The sequence below is a fragment of the Acetobacter sp. DmW_043 genome (genome assembly GCF_002153485.1).
Taxonomy (GTDB): Bacteria; Pseudomonadota; Alphaproteobacteria; order Acetobacterales; family Acetobacteraceae; genus Acetobacter; species Acetobacter thailandicus.
The window spans coordinates 60,018-72,915 of sequence record NZ_JOMN01000013.1; the positions used below are offsets into that span (position 1 = coordinate 60,018).

At 52.0% G+C, this 12,898-nt stretch carries 14 protein-coding genes; 10 read left to right on the forward strand and 4 right to left on the reverse strand.

The genetic code is table 11. The annotated features are described in order from the left end of the window. Window positions 1-192: 192 nt before the first annotated feature. From uvrC to HK11_RS04415, 5 genes are all read left to right on the forward strand, one after another. Window positions 193-2,106, forward strand: a complete 1,914-nt coding sequence (gene uvrC / locus HK11_RS04395; RefSeq protein ID WP_086554228.1) for an excinuclease ABC subunit UvrC — start codon at window positions 193-195, stop codon at window positions 2,104-2,106. A 97-nt stretch (window positions 2,107-2,203) separates the two neighbouring features. Then, window positions 2,204-2,773 (forward strand): CDP-diacylglycerol--glycerol-3-phosphate 3-phosphatidyltransferase, encoded by a 570-nt coding sequence (gene pgsA, locus HK11_RS04400; protein ID WP_086554130.1) that lies wholly within the window; start codon window positions 2,204-2,206, stop codon window positions 2,771-2,773. 112 nt (window positions 2,774-2,885) lie between these two features. Beyond that, on the forward strand, window positions 2,886-3,398 hold the full coding sequence (locus tag HK11_RS04405; protein WP_233133310.1) for a hypothetical protein: 513 nt from the start codon (window positions 2,886-2,888) through the stop codon (window positions 3,396-3,398). 38 nt (window positions 3,399-3,436) lie between these two features. Next, window positions 3,437-3,700 carry a molybdopterin converting factor subunit 1 gene (gene moaD / locus HK11_RS04410; RefSeq protein ID WP_198943223.1) on the forward strand — a complete coding sequence of 88 codons (264 nt, stop codon included), beginning with the start codon at window positions 3,437-3,439 and terminating at the stop codon, window positions 3,698-3,700. Between the two features lie 7 nt (window positions 3,701-3,707). After that, a complete protein-coding gene (locus HK11_RS04415; protein ID WP_086554231.1) occupies window positions 3,708-4,157 on the forward strand; it encodes a molybdenum cofactor biosynthesis protein MoaE in 450 nt (149 codons plus the stop codon). Window positions 4,158-4,179: 22 nt separating this feature from the next. Here the strand turns inward: HK11_RS04415 and HK11_RS04420 are convergent, their stop codons facing one another. Continuing rightward, on the reverse strand, window positions 4,180-5,466 hold the full coding sequence (locus HK11_RS04420; RefSeq protein ID WP_086554131.1) for an adenosylmethionine--8-amino-7-oxononanoate transaminase: 1,287 nt from the start codon (window positions 5,464-5,466) through the stop codon (window positions 4,180-4,182). A gap of 63 nt (window positions 5,467-5,529) precedes the next feature. On the opposite strand from HK11_RS04420, the gene HK11_RS04425 reads away from it, so the two are divergent. The 3 genes from HK11_RS04425 to bioD are packed head-to-tail and all read left to right on the forward strand — an operon-like array spanning window position 5,530 to window position 8,813. Next, entirely contained in the window at window positions 5,530-6,717 is a 1,188-nt protein-coding gene (locus HK11_RS04425; RefSeq protein ID WP_086554132.1) for an 8-amino-7-oxononanoate synthase, read from the forward strand. Next, the gene (locus HK11_RS04430; protein WP_086554133.1) at window positions 6,714-7,406 is read left to right on the forward strand and encodes an alpha/beta fold hydrolase; all 693 of its coding nucleotides are present in this window, start codon (window positions 6,714-6,716) and stop codon (window positions 7,404-7,406) included. The genes HK11_RS04425 and HK11_RS04430 overlap by 4 nt, the downstream gene beginning before the upstream one ends. 6 nt (window positions 7,407-7,412) lie before the next feature. Beyond that, window positions 7,413-8,813: a dethiobiotin synthase gene (bioD, locus tag HK11_RS04435; protein ID WP_086554134.1), complete on the forward strand. Its 1,401-nt coding sequence runs from the start codon at window positions 7,413-7,415 to the stop codon at window positions 8,811-8,813. Between the two features lie 2 nt (window positions 8,814-8,815). Here the strand turns inward: bioD and glp are convergent, their stop codons facing one another. After that, on the reverse strand, window positions 8,816-10,090 hold the full coding sequence (gene glp, locus HK11_RS04440; RefSeq protein ID WP_198943224.1) for a gephyrin-like molybdotransferase Glp: 1,275 nt from the start codon (window positions 10,088-10,090) through the stop codon (window positions 8,816-8,818). 68 nt (window positions 10,091-10,158) lie between these two features. On the opposite strand from glp, the gene rpmG reads away from it, so the two are divergent. After that, the gene (gene rpmG / locus HK11_RS04445) at window positions 10,159-10,326 is read left to right on the forward strand and encodes a 50S ribosomal protein L33 (RefSeq protein WP_086554136.1); all 168 of its coding nucleotides are present in this window, start codon (window positions 10,159-10,161) and stop codon (window positions 10,324-10,326) included. 139 nt (window positions 10,327-10,465) lie between these two features. Here the strand turns inward: rpmG and HK11_RS04450 are convergent, their stop codons facing one another. Both HK11_RS04450 and eno read right to left on the reverse strand, forming a co-directional pair. Further along, entirely contained in the window at window positions 10,466-10,795 is a 330-nt protein-coding gene (locus tag HK11_RS04450) for a septum formation initiator family protein (protein ID WP_086554137.1), read from the reverse strand. A 155-nt stretch (window positions 10,796-10,950) separates the two neighbouring features. Beyond that, entirely contained in the window at window positions 10,951-12,228 is a 1,278-nt protein-coding gene (gene eno, locus HK11_RS04455) for a phosphopyruvate hydratase (protein WP_086554138.1), read from the reverse strand. Window positions 12,229-12,410: 182 nt separating this feature from the next. Between eno and HK11_RS04460 the strand changes: the two genes are divergently transcribed. Further along, entirely contained in the window at window positions 12,411-12,887 is a 477-nt protein-coding gene (locus HK11_RS04460; RefSeq protein WP_086554139.1) for a DUF3429 domain-containing protein, read from the forward strand. Window positions 12,888-12,898: the final 11 nt, after the last annotated feature.

Genomic DNA, 12,898 nt, shown 5'->3' on the forward strand with positions numbered 1-12,898 from the left:
CGCCCTGCATTTTCTGTCTGTATTCAGGTTGAATTAAACAAAATCTTTTTATATCAATATGTTAGTGTATGTGATTAAAAAGTGAGCAATATGTGAAAGTTGTGAGAAAACTGCGGTTTTCTGAAGATGTGAGCATAGTATACACAAAGTTATCCACACAATCTGTGGATGATTATGCTGAAGGGGTATCTGATGTCATCAGAGGTTTGTTCGCAACCTGCGTCACCTGACAGCGCGGGGGAGCAATCTGCTGCCGCTCTTCGGGGTGTTGAGGTTATCAGAGAGGCACTCAGGACCATGCCCCTCTCGCCAGGCGTGTATCGTATGCTGGGCGCAAAAGGTGAGGTTTTATATGTTGGTAAGGCGCTCGCGCTGAAAAAGCGTGTTGTGTCTTATACGCACACTGCGCGTCTGCCAGAGCGCCTGCGCCGTATGGTCTCTGAAACAGTTGCGATGGAGATTGTGACCACGCACACAGAGGCTGAAGCTTTGCTGCTTGAAGCCAATTATATCAAACGGATGAAGCCCCGTTTTAATATTCTGCTGCGAGACGATAAAAGCTATCCGTGGCTGATGATGACCGGTGATCATGCCTTTCCGCAAATTACTAAATACAGGGGTAAAACAGTTAAAGGTGCTGATTTATGGGGGCCGTTTGCTTCTGCCTGGGCCGTAAATCAGACTCTTAACCTGCTCCAGCGGGCTTTTTTGCTCCGCTCATGCTCTGATTCTGATTTTAACAGCCGAACGCGCGCCTGCCTGCTTTATCAGATCAAACGATGCTCCGCTCCCTGTGTTGGTCGTATTGATGAAGGGCATTATGCACAGCTGGTCAGGCAGGCTCGTGACTTCCTGTCGGGGAAGGACGTCACACTGCGTGAGGAGATCAGCTCTCAGATGCTCCAGGCCTCAGATGATATGGATTTTGAGCGGGCTGCTGTGTTGCGTGACCGTGTGCGGGCCCTAGCTCAGATGCAGGATTCTCAGGTCATAAATCCGCATTCCCTGGAGGAAGCGGATGTGATGGGCATCTGGCAGGAGGGTGGGTTAACCTGCATTCAGGTCTTTTTTGTGCGTGGTGGACGCAATAACGGGAGCAGATCGTTCTTTCCCGCGCATGTGCAGGAGCAGAGTGCGGAAGATGTGATGTCAGCTTTTATTGTGCAGTTTTATGAAGATAAACCGCCACCTCGCCAGCTGCTGGTGAGTGTTCTGCCTGAAGAATCGGTATTGCTTGAAGAGGCATTATCTTTGCAAAAAAGCCGCAGGGTTGAAATTCTTAACCCTCAGCGGGGTGAAAAAAAGCAGGTTCTTGATCATGCTGTGACCAACGCACGGGATGCGCTGCGGCGCAAACTGGCAGAAAGTGCAGGTCAGGCCAGGCTGCTCGAAGGCGTTGCGGCTGTTTTCGGTATGGATAGCCCCCCTCAGCGTATCGAAGTATATGATAACAGCCATATTATGGGCTCGCATGCGTATGGTGTGATGATAGTTGGCGGCCCTGAAGGCTTTGACCGGCGGGCCTATCGTAAGTTTCTGATTAAAGGACCTGTCACACCGGGTGATGATTTTGCCATGATGCGTGAGGTTCTCGAACGTCGTTTCGGTCGTGCTTTAAAAGAGGCAGAGGAGGGGGATCGCTCAAACTGGCCTGATCTGCTTCTCATTGATGGGGGTGCAGGGCAATATTCAGCTGTCAGACGGGTGCTTGATGAACTGGGTGTAACAGGCGTAACGCTGGCTGGTATTGCTAAAGGGCCAGACAGAGATGCCGGGCGGGAGTGGTTTTATACGCAGGGGCGCCCTGCTTTTCAGCTCGATGTACGTGACCCTGTTTTATATTATCTGCAACGCCTGCGTGATGAGGCGCATCGTTTTGCAATTACAACGCATCGGGCCGGGCGCTCAAAGGCTCTGGTGCGTTCTGAGCTTGATGACGTTCCAGGTATCGGTCCGGGTAGAAAAAAAGCGCTGTTAAATGTATTTGGTTCTGTCCGTGCTGTCAGGCAGGCTGGTATAGCTGAGTTAGAATCGGTGCCCGGTATCAGCAAAGAGGTCGCCAGAGTAGTTTATGGGTATTTTCATCCCGACTGGTTGCCGGCATAAGACGGATGCAAAAATATAGTAAATTTTTAAGAAATGACTGCCGAATACAGAGTATAATGCGTTTCAGCCTGATGAAAAATAGGTTAGTGTCCTGACAATGTTGATCAATCTGCCAAATATTCTGACCCTCTCGCGTATTGTGGTCATTCCTGTGGTTGTGGCTCTTGCCGCCTGGGGTACCCCTCTGACCGATGCCCTGGCCTGCCTGGTCTACATTCTGGCAGGAATAACAGACTATTATGACGGCAAACTGGCACGCTCAATGCAGCAGCTGTCAGATTTTGGACGGATGTTTGACCCTATTGCCGATAAGCTGCTGGTTACGGCGAGCATACTCGTGCTGGCGGGTTATGATCGCTTGCCTTATTATTCTCTCTGGCCTGCAATTGTTATTCTGTGTCGTGAAATTCTTGTTTCCGGCCTGCGGGAGTATCTTGCCGGGAGAGATGCAACTCTGCCGGTTACACAGCTGGCAAAGTGGAAAACAACATTTCAGATGGTTGCTATTGGTTTTTTACTGGCTGGTGACAGCACAGCTGGTTTGCTACATTTGCCATGGGTGCCTGTTTCGCTGATTGGTGCTGTTTTGTTGTGGATTGCGGCAGTTTTAACTTTAATCACCGGGTGGGCTTATTTGATTACCGGCCTGCGCCACGTATCATTATAGTATGAATATTGCCTGCTAAAGGTTGGTTATAATAAAAATTCTGGTATACGGTTTGTGCCATGAAGCAAAGCGTCAGCGTCAGTATAAAATTGATATAGGATAATAACTTTAAATGATGCGAAAAGTGATGCTTCTTGGGGGGTGCCTGATGATTACAGGGTGCTCAGGGTTCGGCAAATTTGTTTCTGATACTGCGACACTGCCGGGCGCTAATCCTAATGCTCCCTTAGGGTCTGATCTGAATATGCGTCGGGTTAAAGGGTATGGTGCATCTGAAGCACCCATTCTCACACAGGGTGGTAACGTCTGGCCTGGTCCTCCATCGCCTATGCCAACGCTTGAGGATGTTGAGAAAGATCGTATTGGCACAGCTCTGGGTGCGACCTCTTCAGCTGATGAGATGTTGCCGGACGGTGGTGAAATCAATCTTGATACATCCAGCAAAGTTGCACCCAGTGCCAAGCTGCCGGATGCTGAGCCGGATGCCGCCAGTAAGTTTGGTGCTAAACGCAGCAATGCCTCCGCCATTCAAATTCCTAATGGTGATGGCACTGTAACCATCATTCGCCCTGATGGCTCAGTGTATACGATCAAAGCTTCAGCTGCTCCGGCTGCAACTCACTGATCATATATGATGGTGAAACTGGCAGAGCAGGAGTTATTATGATGGCAAAGATTAAGGTTTTATACTTTGCGTCTTTGCGCGAGCAGCTTGGGTATGCAGAGGATATCATTGATGTGCCGCAGGCAGGCTTTGATATACAAAGTCTGATTACTCTTCTCGGTGAAAAAAAACCTCAGGTTAAGGCGGTGCTGACAGAAACTCCACGTTTGCGGGCTGCTTTGAATCAGACGCTTGTTTCTTTTACAACGGCGGTAAAACCTGGCGACGAAGTTGCTTTTTTTCCTCCTATGACGGGTGGATGAAAAACTGATGCAACATGTCGTGGTACAGGAGGCAGCTTTTGATGTCGGGCATGAATATACCCGACTTGCTGAGTTATCTGATCATGTTGGTGGTGTAAGTATTTTTGTTGGTTGTGTGCGTGACACGGCAGGCGACCTTCAAAGTCTGACGCTTGAACATTATCCTGGCATGACAGAAAAAATGCTTCAAAATCTGAGTGCTGAAGCATTTGAGCGTTTTCATCTCGCGGGTTGTACAATTATTCACAGGGTTGGTGCGCTGTGTGTAGGTTCTCCGATTGTTTTTGTCGGGGCTGCTGCTGCGCACCGGGCTGAAGCCCTTCAGGCAACGGCTTTTTTAATTGATAAGCTGAAAACCGGTGCTCCATTCTGGAAGTGTGAGCAGTTTAAAGACGGTCGTCGTGTCTGGGTTGAGGCTAAAGCTGCGGATGATGAGGCCGCAGCTTTCTGGAGCTGAAAGTTAAAAATTTCTTTTATAATCAGCTTGATAAAACTTTATAGATGGCGTCTGTCAATGTCAGAAGCTCAGCATCGCTGATTGTAAAAGCCGGCGTCAGATAGACAATATTGCGAAAAGGCCTGACCCATACTCCCGCCTGAATAAATTTCGTACGCAGGGCATCGGCATTCTCAATTTTTTCCAGCTCCACCACGCCAATAGCGCCTAATGTTCTTACATCTTTGACACCAGGCAGTGCTCTGCATGGCTCGAGAGCTTCAGTGAGAACTGTATTGATATGATTAACCTGTGCCAGACGAGGCTCCTGCTCAAACAGGTCGAGTGAAGCATTAGCGCAGGCGCAGGCCAGCGGATTGGCCATAAATGTTGGCCCATGCATCAGCGCATGTTCAGGGTTATCTGACAAAAAAGCTTCATAAACATGGCGTTGTGCTATCGTGGCCGCCAGCGGTATTGTCCCGCCCGTCAGTGCTTTTGAGACTGTAACAATATCAGGGACGATATCAGCCTGTTCGCAGGCAAACATAGTGCCTGTGCGGCCAAAACCTGTAAAAATTTCATCTAAAATCAATAAGATATTATGATCATCGGCGGCTTTGCGTATGTGGCGTAAAACATCAGGGCTATGAAACAGCATGCCACCGGCACCCTGCACCAGAGGTTCGGTAATAATGGCCGTTATCTCGTGGGCATGCTGTTCGAGCAGAGATAAAAATCGGGCTGTACTTTTTTCATCGACTGGCAGAGGGGAGATAATATGCTCACTCAGCACTGAGCCATACAGATGGTGCATCCCTTCTTCAGGGTCACAGACCGCCATCGTTGCCAGGGTGTCACCATGATAACCGCCTTTAAAAGCAAGCATTTTTGTACGGCCGTTCTCACCTTTGTTCAGGCGGTACTGAATGGCCATTTTCATGGCGACTTCAACAGCAACTGACCCTGAATCTGTAAAAAAGACACGCTCAAGGTCACCTGGCAGCATATTGCTCAGCCGGTGTGCAAGCGTCAGGGCCGGTTTGTGTACTGTGCCGCCAAACATAATGTGAGGCATGGTACTGAGCTGTTTTTCAACAGCTTTACGAATGTAGGGGTGGTTATATCCGTGGCAGGCTGTCCACCAGGCCGCAACCCCGTCTGTCAGAGTCGAGCCATCAGCCAGCGTGATCGTGCTGCCCTGTGTGCTGTGAGCCGCCAGTGGAGGAGCTGCCGTTTTCATCTGAGAGTATGGCAGCCAGATATGAGGCAGGCCCTGCTCATACCAGTCTGGCTGTGATGGGGTGAGTGGGTCTGGCTGTGAAGGCATCCTGATATTCTTTCTGATTGAAATAGATTGACCGTGGCGCACAGCTCCGGCACCAGATGTGTCATGACGCGGTTTGACTCTCTTTTCCAGCAGGGACTTCAGAAACTGGCAGAGCAGGGGCGTTTGCGTACCCAGCGCAGCCTTGATTCCTCGGGTGATAATTTTATCCGCTCTGACGGCACTGTTCTGGCTGATTTTTCTTCTAATGACTATCTTGGGTTACGCAGGCACCCGCTGTTACTCCAGCGCGCGGCTGAGTGGGGGGCACGTTATGGTGCAGGCTCAGGTGCTTCGCGCCTGGTCAGTGGCACCTGCTCGGGCGCACTCAGGCTTGAGCAACGCCTTGCCACTCTGAAAGGGATGGAGGCCGCCTGTATTTTCTCATCAGGCTGGCAGGCAAATGCTACTCTTGTTCCGGCCCTTGTGCGTCTTTGCGTGACAGCAACAGGGGCGCAGCCTGTCATTCTGGCAGATAAGCTGATTCACGCCAGCCTGTATCAGGGGTGCGCTGCCGCCGGTATCGTGCCGATTCGTTTTCGTCATAATGACCTGAAGCATCTTGCCACACTTTTAGAAAAACATGCCGATGCCGCGGGCATGAAAATTGTGCTGACTGAGAGTGTATTCAGCATGGATGGCGACCGTGCGGACCTTGCCGCGCTCGGAAACGTATGCCGGGCCCATAATGCCTTTTTGTGTGTTGATGAGGCTCATGCCACTGGTATTCTTGGCCATAACGGAAAAGGCCTGTCTGACGGGCATGCAGATCTGGTTATTGGCACATTCAGCAAAGCACTGGGTACGATGGGAGCTTTTGTCTGCTCGTCGTCGGCTGTGTGCCAGTGGCTGCGGACGAGCGGGTCAGGCTATATTTACTCAACAGCACCATCTCCCATGGTGCTTGGGGCGGCGGATGCGGCCCTTGATCTGCTGACTGAGCCTGAAACTGAAGAGGTAAGATGCAAAGTTGCCGCTCTCTCTGAACGTTTACGCCAGCATGTTGCCGCAGCAGGCCTGGAGACGGGGCCGTCGTCAACGCAGATCGTCCCTGTTGTAGTGGGACGTGAGCAAACAGCTTTGCGTCTTGCGCAGCTGATGGAAGAAGCGGGGTTTCTGACCGTAGCGATTCGCCCGCCAACGGTGCCGCCCGGCGCCTGCCGCCTGCGGATCGTGATACATGGCAACCATACAGAGCCGCAGATTGATGCGCTGGCCCATTGCCTGGTTACAGCATGGAAGAGCATGCAATGAGTATACAGGGTCTCAAACCTGTTTTTGTACATGGCTGGGCCTGTGGGCCTGAGATATGGGCACCTTTGCAGCAGCAGCTTGGCTGGGACGGAGTTTGTCGTGTTGACCTGGGGTATTTTGAACCATCACCGCAAAATGGCAGTGTGAATCCAGCTGAATTTTTGCAGAATGCAGGTGGTCAGCCCATACTGGCGACAGGTCATTCACTTGGTTTGCTATGGCTGCTCTCACAGCGCGACTGGCCTGAAGGTAGCCGTTTTGTAGGTATCAATGCTTTTGGGCGCTTTAGCGCGGCTGAAGGGTTTGCCGCAGGTGTGTCACCACGTGTTCTCAGCCGTATGCGGGCAGGTCTGACACGTAATGCGTATGACGTGGCAGAAAACTTCAGGGCGCGCTGTGGTCTGCCTGTGCCTGAAGGCGTTTCCTGCAATGCTGATGTGCTTGATGAAGGGCTTGCTCTGCTGGCTGAGGGTGATGTGCGTGAGAAGATGCAGTATATTGCCTGTAAAAGAAATTTATTGCTTCTGGCCGGTGGTGATGACCCGATAGTTCCCCCGGCCATGACACGAAATGCTGTACCCGCTGAAGCGGAAATCGTCTGGCAGTCAGATGGCGGGCATATGCTACCCGTCACACATGTCTCGTTTTGTGCAGACCACATTAAAAATTTTATCAGTAAGGCAGTCTGAATAAAAATGACCGGAATTTCTCGTCAGAATCGTATCTGCCAGAGCTTTAACCATGCTGAGGCCTATGATGAAGCCGCCGGCATGCAGCGCTATGTTGCCCGGCAGCTTTTTGAGCGTATCACAACAGCTCAGGCACAACATCAGCCAGCCCGGATTCTTGAACTGGGGTGCGGGACCGGGTTTCTGACCACTTTGCTCGCAGCGCACTGGCCTGATGCAGAGATCATCGCGACAGATTTTGCACCGCAAATGGTAAAGCGTATGCAGGCGCGCCTTGGGGAGCGGGTTACTGGTCATGTGATGGATGCTGCGGCACCTGATGTCGAAGGGTCTTTTGATATTATCTGCGGCAGTCTGGTGTTTCAGTGGCTGGATAACCCGCAGGCTGTTTTACGGCACCTTGAAAAGATGCTGAAGCCGGGTGGCAGGCTCTTCTTTTCCACGCTGACACAGGGTACTTTTGAAGAGTGGCAGCAGGCCTGTACATCTGAACATTCAGTGGGGACACCTGATTACCCCACTCTGGCAGCGCTGCAGTCATGCAGGCCGGCTTTATGTGCCGGCAGCTGGGAGGGGGCCTGTTATATTCAGCCCTTTAACAGCGCAAGAGCCTTTTTACATCATCTGAGCCAGACCGGTGCCTGCGTTCCTGTTGCGGGTTATAAGCCGTTGCAGCCCGCTGCATTGCGTCAGGCTATGAACCGTTTTGAGGGCGGAGGCTGTGCCATCTCGTGGCATATTGCTTATGGCTGTTTTCAGCGGCCCGTACGTGCCGGTGTGTTTGTAACCGGTACAGATACCGGGGTAGGAAAAACATTTATCTCTGCCTGTCTCGTAAAAGCCTGGTCAGCACTTTACTGGAAACCGCTGCAAAGCGGCCTGGCAGATGAACCAGGTGACACATTGACTGTCACGGAGCTTGCCGGGGCAGATGCCGCCTCCTGCCTGCCTTCTGTCGGTGCATTTCAGGCTTCGTTGTCTCCCGAAGCTGCCGCCCGTGCTGAAGGCGCAGAGATTGACCCTGACAGCCTTGTTCTTCCCCTGGCAGAGAATGATCGTCCACTGGTTGTCGAAGGTGCTGGCGGGCTGATGGTGCCGGTGACAGACAGGCTTATGATCTGTGATCTGATTGTTCGCTGGGCTTTGCCTGTTGTCGTTGTGGCGCGCAGTGGCCTGGGTACACTTAACCACACGTTGCTGACACTTGAGGCCTTAAGAAACCGTGGTGTTGCAATAGCCGGTGTTGTGCTTAACGGGCCACCGGATGAAGATAATTGCCGTGTGATCGAAGAAAAAGGGCGTGTGCGCATTCTGGCACAGGTGCCGCATCAGTCGGTCGTTTCGGCTGAAACTGTTGCTGAAGCCTCCAGGAAGTTACCCTCCTGGAGTGATGTGTCTCCCTTCTGAAATCAGGGGAGGCGTATGATCCTGCAGGGGGTTCCGGCTTGTGCCGGTGGTGCCCCCGGGGCGCGCAATAACAGGGCATCGCTTTGGGAGAGGATGCAGAGCTGTGCCGAATCCTGCGAGTCAAAGGGTACTGCAACAGGCAGATCGCTCTCAGGCTTCTTGACCAGTGTGCAGCGCAGAAAATCCTGCCGGTGATCGTTCTGCCTGACGTCAGCCCCCAGAATCGCATTTTCACTTTCAATGTCAGCTGAGACGGGCTGCCCCATAAGGGCGTGCACGGCAGGGGCTACAAAAATAACCGAGCAGACCATAGCCGCAACCGGGTTGCCTGGCAGACCAATGATGGGTGTTCCCTGAATTTGCCCTGACATCAGCGGTTTGCCCGGGCGCATAGCAATCTTCCAGAAGTCGAGGGAGAGGCCGTGAGCTTTCAGAGCGTCCTGTACAATGTCATATGTGCCAACACTGGCGCCACCAATGGTAATGAAGAGATCAAAGCGCGTTGTATGCGCCAGAGCAGAAGCCAGAGCTGTATGGTTGTCTCGTGCGATAGGCAGAATAACAGGTTCAGCTCCGATGGTTCTGAGCAGGCCTGACACCATAAAAGCAGCTGAGTTCACAATCGAATCGGGTTGTGTCGGGTCACCTGGCAGGGTTAGTTCATCTCCGGTAGAGAGAATGCCTACGCGCGGGCGCTGTGCAACGCTGAGCCATGTGTAACCAGCTGCTGCTGCCAGGCCGATGTCACGGGCAGTCAGTCGTTTACCGGCACTAAGCAGGGTTTGCCCTTTCTGAAAATCTTTTCCCTGCCTGCGAATAAACTGCTGTTCGTCGCTGCTGGTTTGCAGCGAGACAGATTCGCCTTCACGTATCACATTTTCCTGCAAGATGATTGTGCTTGTCCCGGCAGGTATCTGGCTGCCGGTAAAAACACGAATACAGGTGCCAGGGGCAATGTGTTGCGTGGTGGGGTGGCCTGCTGGTGCTTCACCGGTAACCGTGAGTACTGCGCCCTTTATGGCGTCTTCTGTCCGGGCGGCATACCCATCCATTGCAGAGACCGAAACAGGGGGGTTAGACAGGCGGGCGACCACCGGTTCAACCAGGATACGCCCTGTTGCGTCAGCGAGAGAGACGGTTTCAGGGCCGCAGGGAGAGATTTTTTCGAGAATTCTGGCGCGCGCAACTGCCACATCCAGCATTTTTTTGCTCCTTTTGGCTCTTCTGTGCATATCTATGCAGCAAGAATACTTGACCTTTGGCGTTAGTATGCGCATTTTGCGTCGAATTGAATACTAGCTGGACATCGTGTCCGGTTAACCCATGATGCTCAGCTGAGGAAGTTATGGCTAAGACAAACGTTATCAAAATTCGTCTCGTTTCCACGGCGGATACCGGTTATTTCTACGTTACGAGAAAAAATGCTCGTGCGCACACCGGTAAAATGGAACTCAAGAAATACGATCCGGTTGCTCGCAAGCACGTCGTTTTTCGCGAAGCAAAAATTAAGTAATCTGTTTTTTCTTTAAAACAGTATTACAGCAGACTCGGCGTCCTTACGGGCGCCGTTTTTGTTTGGGGCGGGATCAGTCTGCCGCAGGGGCAAGGCAGGCAGCTCCTGGCGTTTTTCGGGTAAAAGAGTCTCCGCTGTTTTAAAAAAGCGGATCATGCCTGTCATAAGGTATGACAATATCATTTTTGTTCGCCAGGTTGAGCATAGCACGCGCCCGTTCATCCAGCATGTCTTTGTCGAGTGAATGATCGCGCAGGTCATTAACACGCCGGCGCCAGGCAGCTTGTTCTGCCGTGGCGTTAAGCTGAGCCTGTTTTGCCTGGTCCAGCAGCACAAGCTGCTCTTTATACGCTCTGGTGCCGTGGTCGCCCTGTGTGGCGTTCCAGCCAAAATAGCCGGCAATGCTTAAGAAAACCAGCGGAGGAACAACAGCGCGGACGGTGCGCCTTATCATGCGGCCCAGATTCACGTTGATATTCTTTCCTGCTGTTTAACCTGTTACGTCAGTGTAAGCTATTACTGGCCACCTGTGCCAGGAATTTTGAACTTTTTGTAAGCTTGTTTGCCATAAAATGCAGCGGCTCTGGTACCGTGGCTAAGCCAGCGGTACCAGATGAGATAATTTTAGCGCTTCAGAATAGTCTGCCCTGCATATTGCGCAGCCGTTGCCAGCTGCTGCTCAATGCGAATCAGCTGGTTATATTTAGCTGTGCGGTCAGAGCGGGAGAGGGAGCCTGTTTTAATCTGCCCACAGTTGGTCGCGACTGCCAGATCAGCAATGATAGAGTCTTCAGTCTCGCCGGAGCGATGGCTCATAACCGCAGTGTAGCCTGCTTTATGTGCCATTTCGATGGCCTGAAGTGTTTCAGTCAGTGTGCCAATCTGATTCACTTTGATGAGAATAGAGTTGCCAACACCAGTCTCAATGCCACGACGCAGACGCTCGGGGTTGGTTACAAACAAATCGTCACCAACCAGCTGAACTTTTTTGCCAAGTGTGCTGGTCAGCAGGCTCCAGCCTTCCCAGTCATCTTCCGCCAGGCCATCTTCGATAGAAACGATAGGGTAGCGTTTTGTCAGATCTTCCAGGTAAGCGACCATCTGGGCAGAATCGAAAACCTTCCCTTCGCCCTTCATGTCATAGCGGCCATCGCGATAAAATTCGGTCGAGGCACAGTCGAGCGCGAAGGTAATGTCTTCACCAGGGCGGTAGCCAGCAGCCTCCACCGCGCGGGAAATGAAGGTCAGTGCTTCGTCTGCTGACTTCAGAGCCGGAGCAAAACCGCCTTCATCACCGACATTTGTGTTATGACCGGCATCTTTAAGAGCTTTTTTCAGCTGGGCAAAAATTTCTGATCCCCAGCGAATACCATCAGCGACAGTTGGTGCGCCAACGGGCTGGATCATAAATTCCTGAATATCGATGGGGTTGTCTGCATGCTCACCGCCGTTGACGATGTTCATCATTGGCACAGGCAGAGTGTGAGCAAAAACGCCCCCTACATAGCGGTAGAGTGGTACACCCAGCTCAGCTGCTGAAGCTTTTGCAACAGCAAGGGAGACACCAAGAATCGCATTGGCGCCCAGGCGGCTTTTATTGGGTGTGCCATCAAGGTCGATCATCGCATTATCAATGTCGATCTGCTCTGACGATTCGAAACCCTGAAGTGTGGGCAGGATTTCACTTTCAATATTTTCGATGGCTTTCAGAACGCCTTTGCCGCCAAAGCGTTTTTTGTCGCCATCTCTGAGTTCAACCGCCTCATGTGCACCGGTTGAGGCACCTGACGGAACAGCAGCCCGGCCAACTATGCCAGAGGCGAGTTCTACATCAACCTCAACAGTGGGGTTACCACGGCTGTCAAGAATTTCACGTGCTACGATATCTGCAATGACACTCATGTTTTTTATTCCCGTTGCTTATAGCCAGAGAGCGCTCCGGCTGCGATGGTCCTGTTTTGTTGTTTAGTGTCTCAAAAACACGAAGGGGCCATCGGCCTGTTGCCTAGTGGCCTCCTGTTGGGCTTCTCTGTCAACCTGTCTCTTGTCGTAAAAGCGTATCAAAAAAGGTGAAATAGCAATTTATGAAAAAAACATCTGTGATCGCAGGTGGTCTGACAATAGCGGGCTTGCTGCCTTTCGTGTTCAGTGCCGGCTGTATAGTGTTCTTTAATTCCGGTGTGCCGGTAACGAATCTGCTTATGGCCTTTGTATCTTATGGCGCGATTTGTCTGGCTTTCTGGGGGGCAGTGCAGTGGGGGCTTTCACTTGAGACAGACCGGGCTATTCTGGTAGCAGGGGCTGAATCGCGCGATGTCGTGCGTCTGCTGCTGGGGGTAATACCTGCGGCTCTTGCCTGGCTTGCAATCTGTCTCGCCTTTATGTGGTCAGCTGTTATGGCTGTTGCTCTTCTGGCTGTTGCTGTGCCTCTGCAGGGGCTTGCTGAGCGGGCAGGCTGGCGCCGCGGGATGCTGCCGCGCGGGTATATGGGGCTGCGCTGGATAGCTGTTGCTGTTATGGAGAGTTGTCTGCTTGTTGTGCTGATGGCACGTTTGTTTTGATTATGAGCCGG

Coding starts and splice junctions, on each gene's coding strand:
- uvrC (WP_086554228.1), top strand. CDS start 193: ATGTCATCAGAGGTTTGTTCGCAACCTGCGTCACCTGACAGCGCGGGG.
- pgsA (WP_086554130.1), top strand. CDS start 2,204: ATGTTGATCAATCTGCCAAATATTCTGACCCTCTCGCGTATTGTGGTC.
- HK11_RS04405 (WP_233133310.1), top strand. CDS start 2,886: ATGATGCGAAAAGTGATGCTTCTTGGGGGGTGCCTGATGATTACAGGG.
- moaD (WP_198943223.1), top strand. CDS start 3,437: ATGATGGCAAAGATTAAGGTTTTATACTTTGCGTCTTTGCGCGAGCAG.
- HK11_RS04415 (WP_086554231.1), top strand. CDS start 3,708: ATGCAACATGTCGTGGTACAGGAGGCAGCTTTTGATGTCGGGCATGAA.
- HK11_RS04420 (WP_086554131.1), bottom strand. CDS start 5,466: ATGCCTTCACAGCCAGACCCACTCACCCCATCACAGCCAGACTGGTAT.
- HK11_RS04425 (WP_086554132.1), top strand. CDS start 5,530: ATGACGCGGTTTGACTCTCTTTTCCAGCAGGGACTTCAGAAACTGGCA.
- HK11_RS04430 (WP_086554133.1), top strand. CDS start 6,714: ATGAGTATACAGGGTCTCAAACCTGTTTTTGTACATGGCTGGGCCTGT.
- bioD (WP_086554134.1), top strand. CDS start 7,413: ATGACCGGAATTTCTCGTCAGAATCGTATCTGCCAGAGCTTTAACCAT.
- glp (WP_198943224.1), bottom strand. CDS start 10,090: ATGCGCATACTAACGCCAAAGGTCAAGTATTCTTGCTGCATAGATATG.
- rpmG (WP_086554136.1), top strand. CDS start 10,159: ATGGCTAAGACAAACGTTATCAAAATTCGTCTCGTTTCCACGGCGGAT.
- eno (WP_086554138.1), bottom strand. CDS start 12,228: ATGAGTGTCATTGCAGATATCGTAGCACGTGAAATTCTTGACAGCCGT.
- HK11_RS04460 (WP_086554139.1), top strand. CDS start 12,411: ATGAAAAAAACATCTGTGATCGCAGGTGGTCTGACAATAGCGGGCTTG.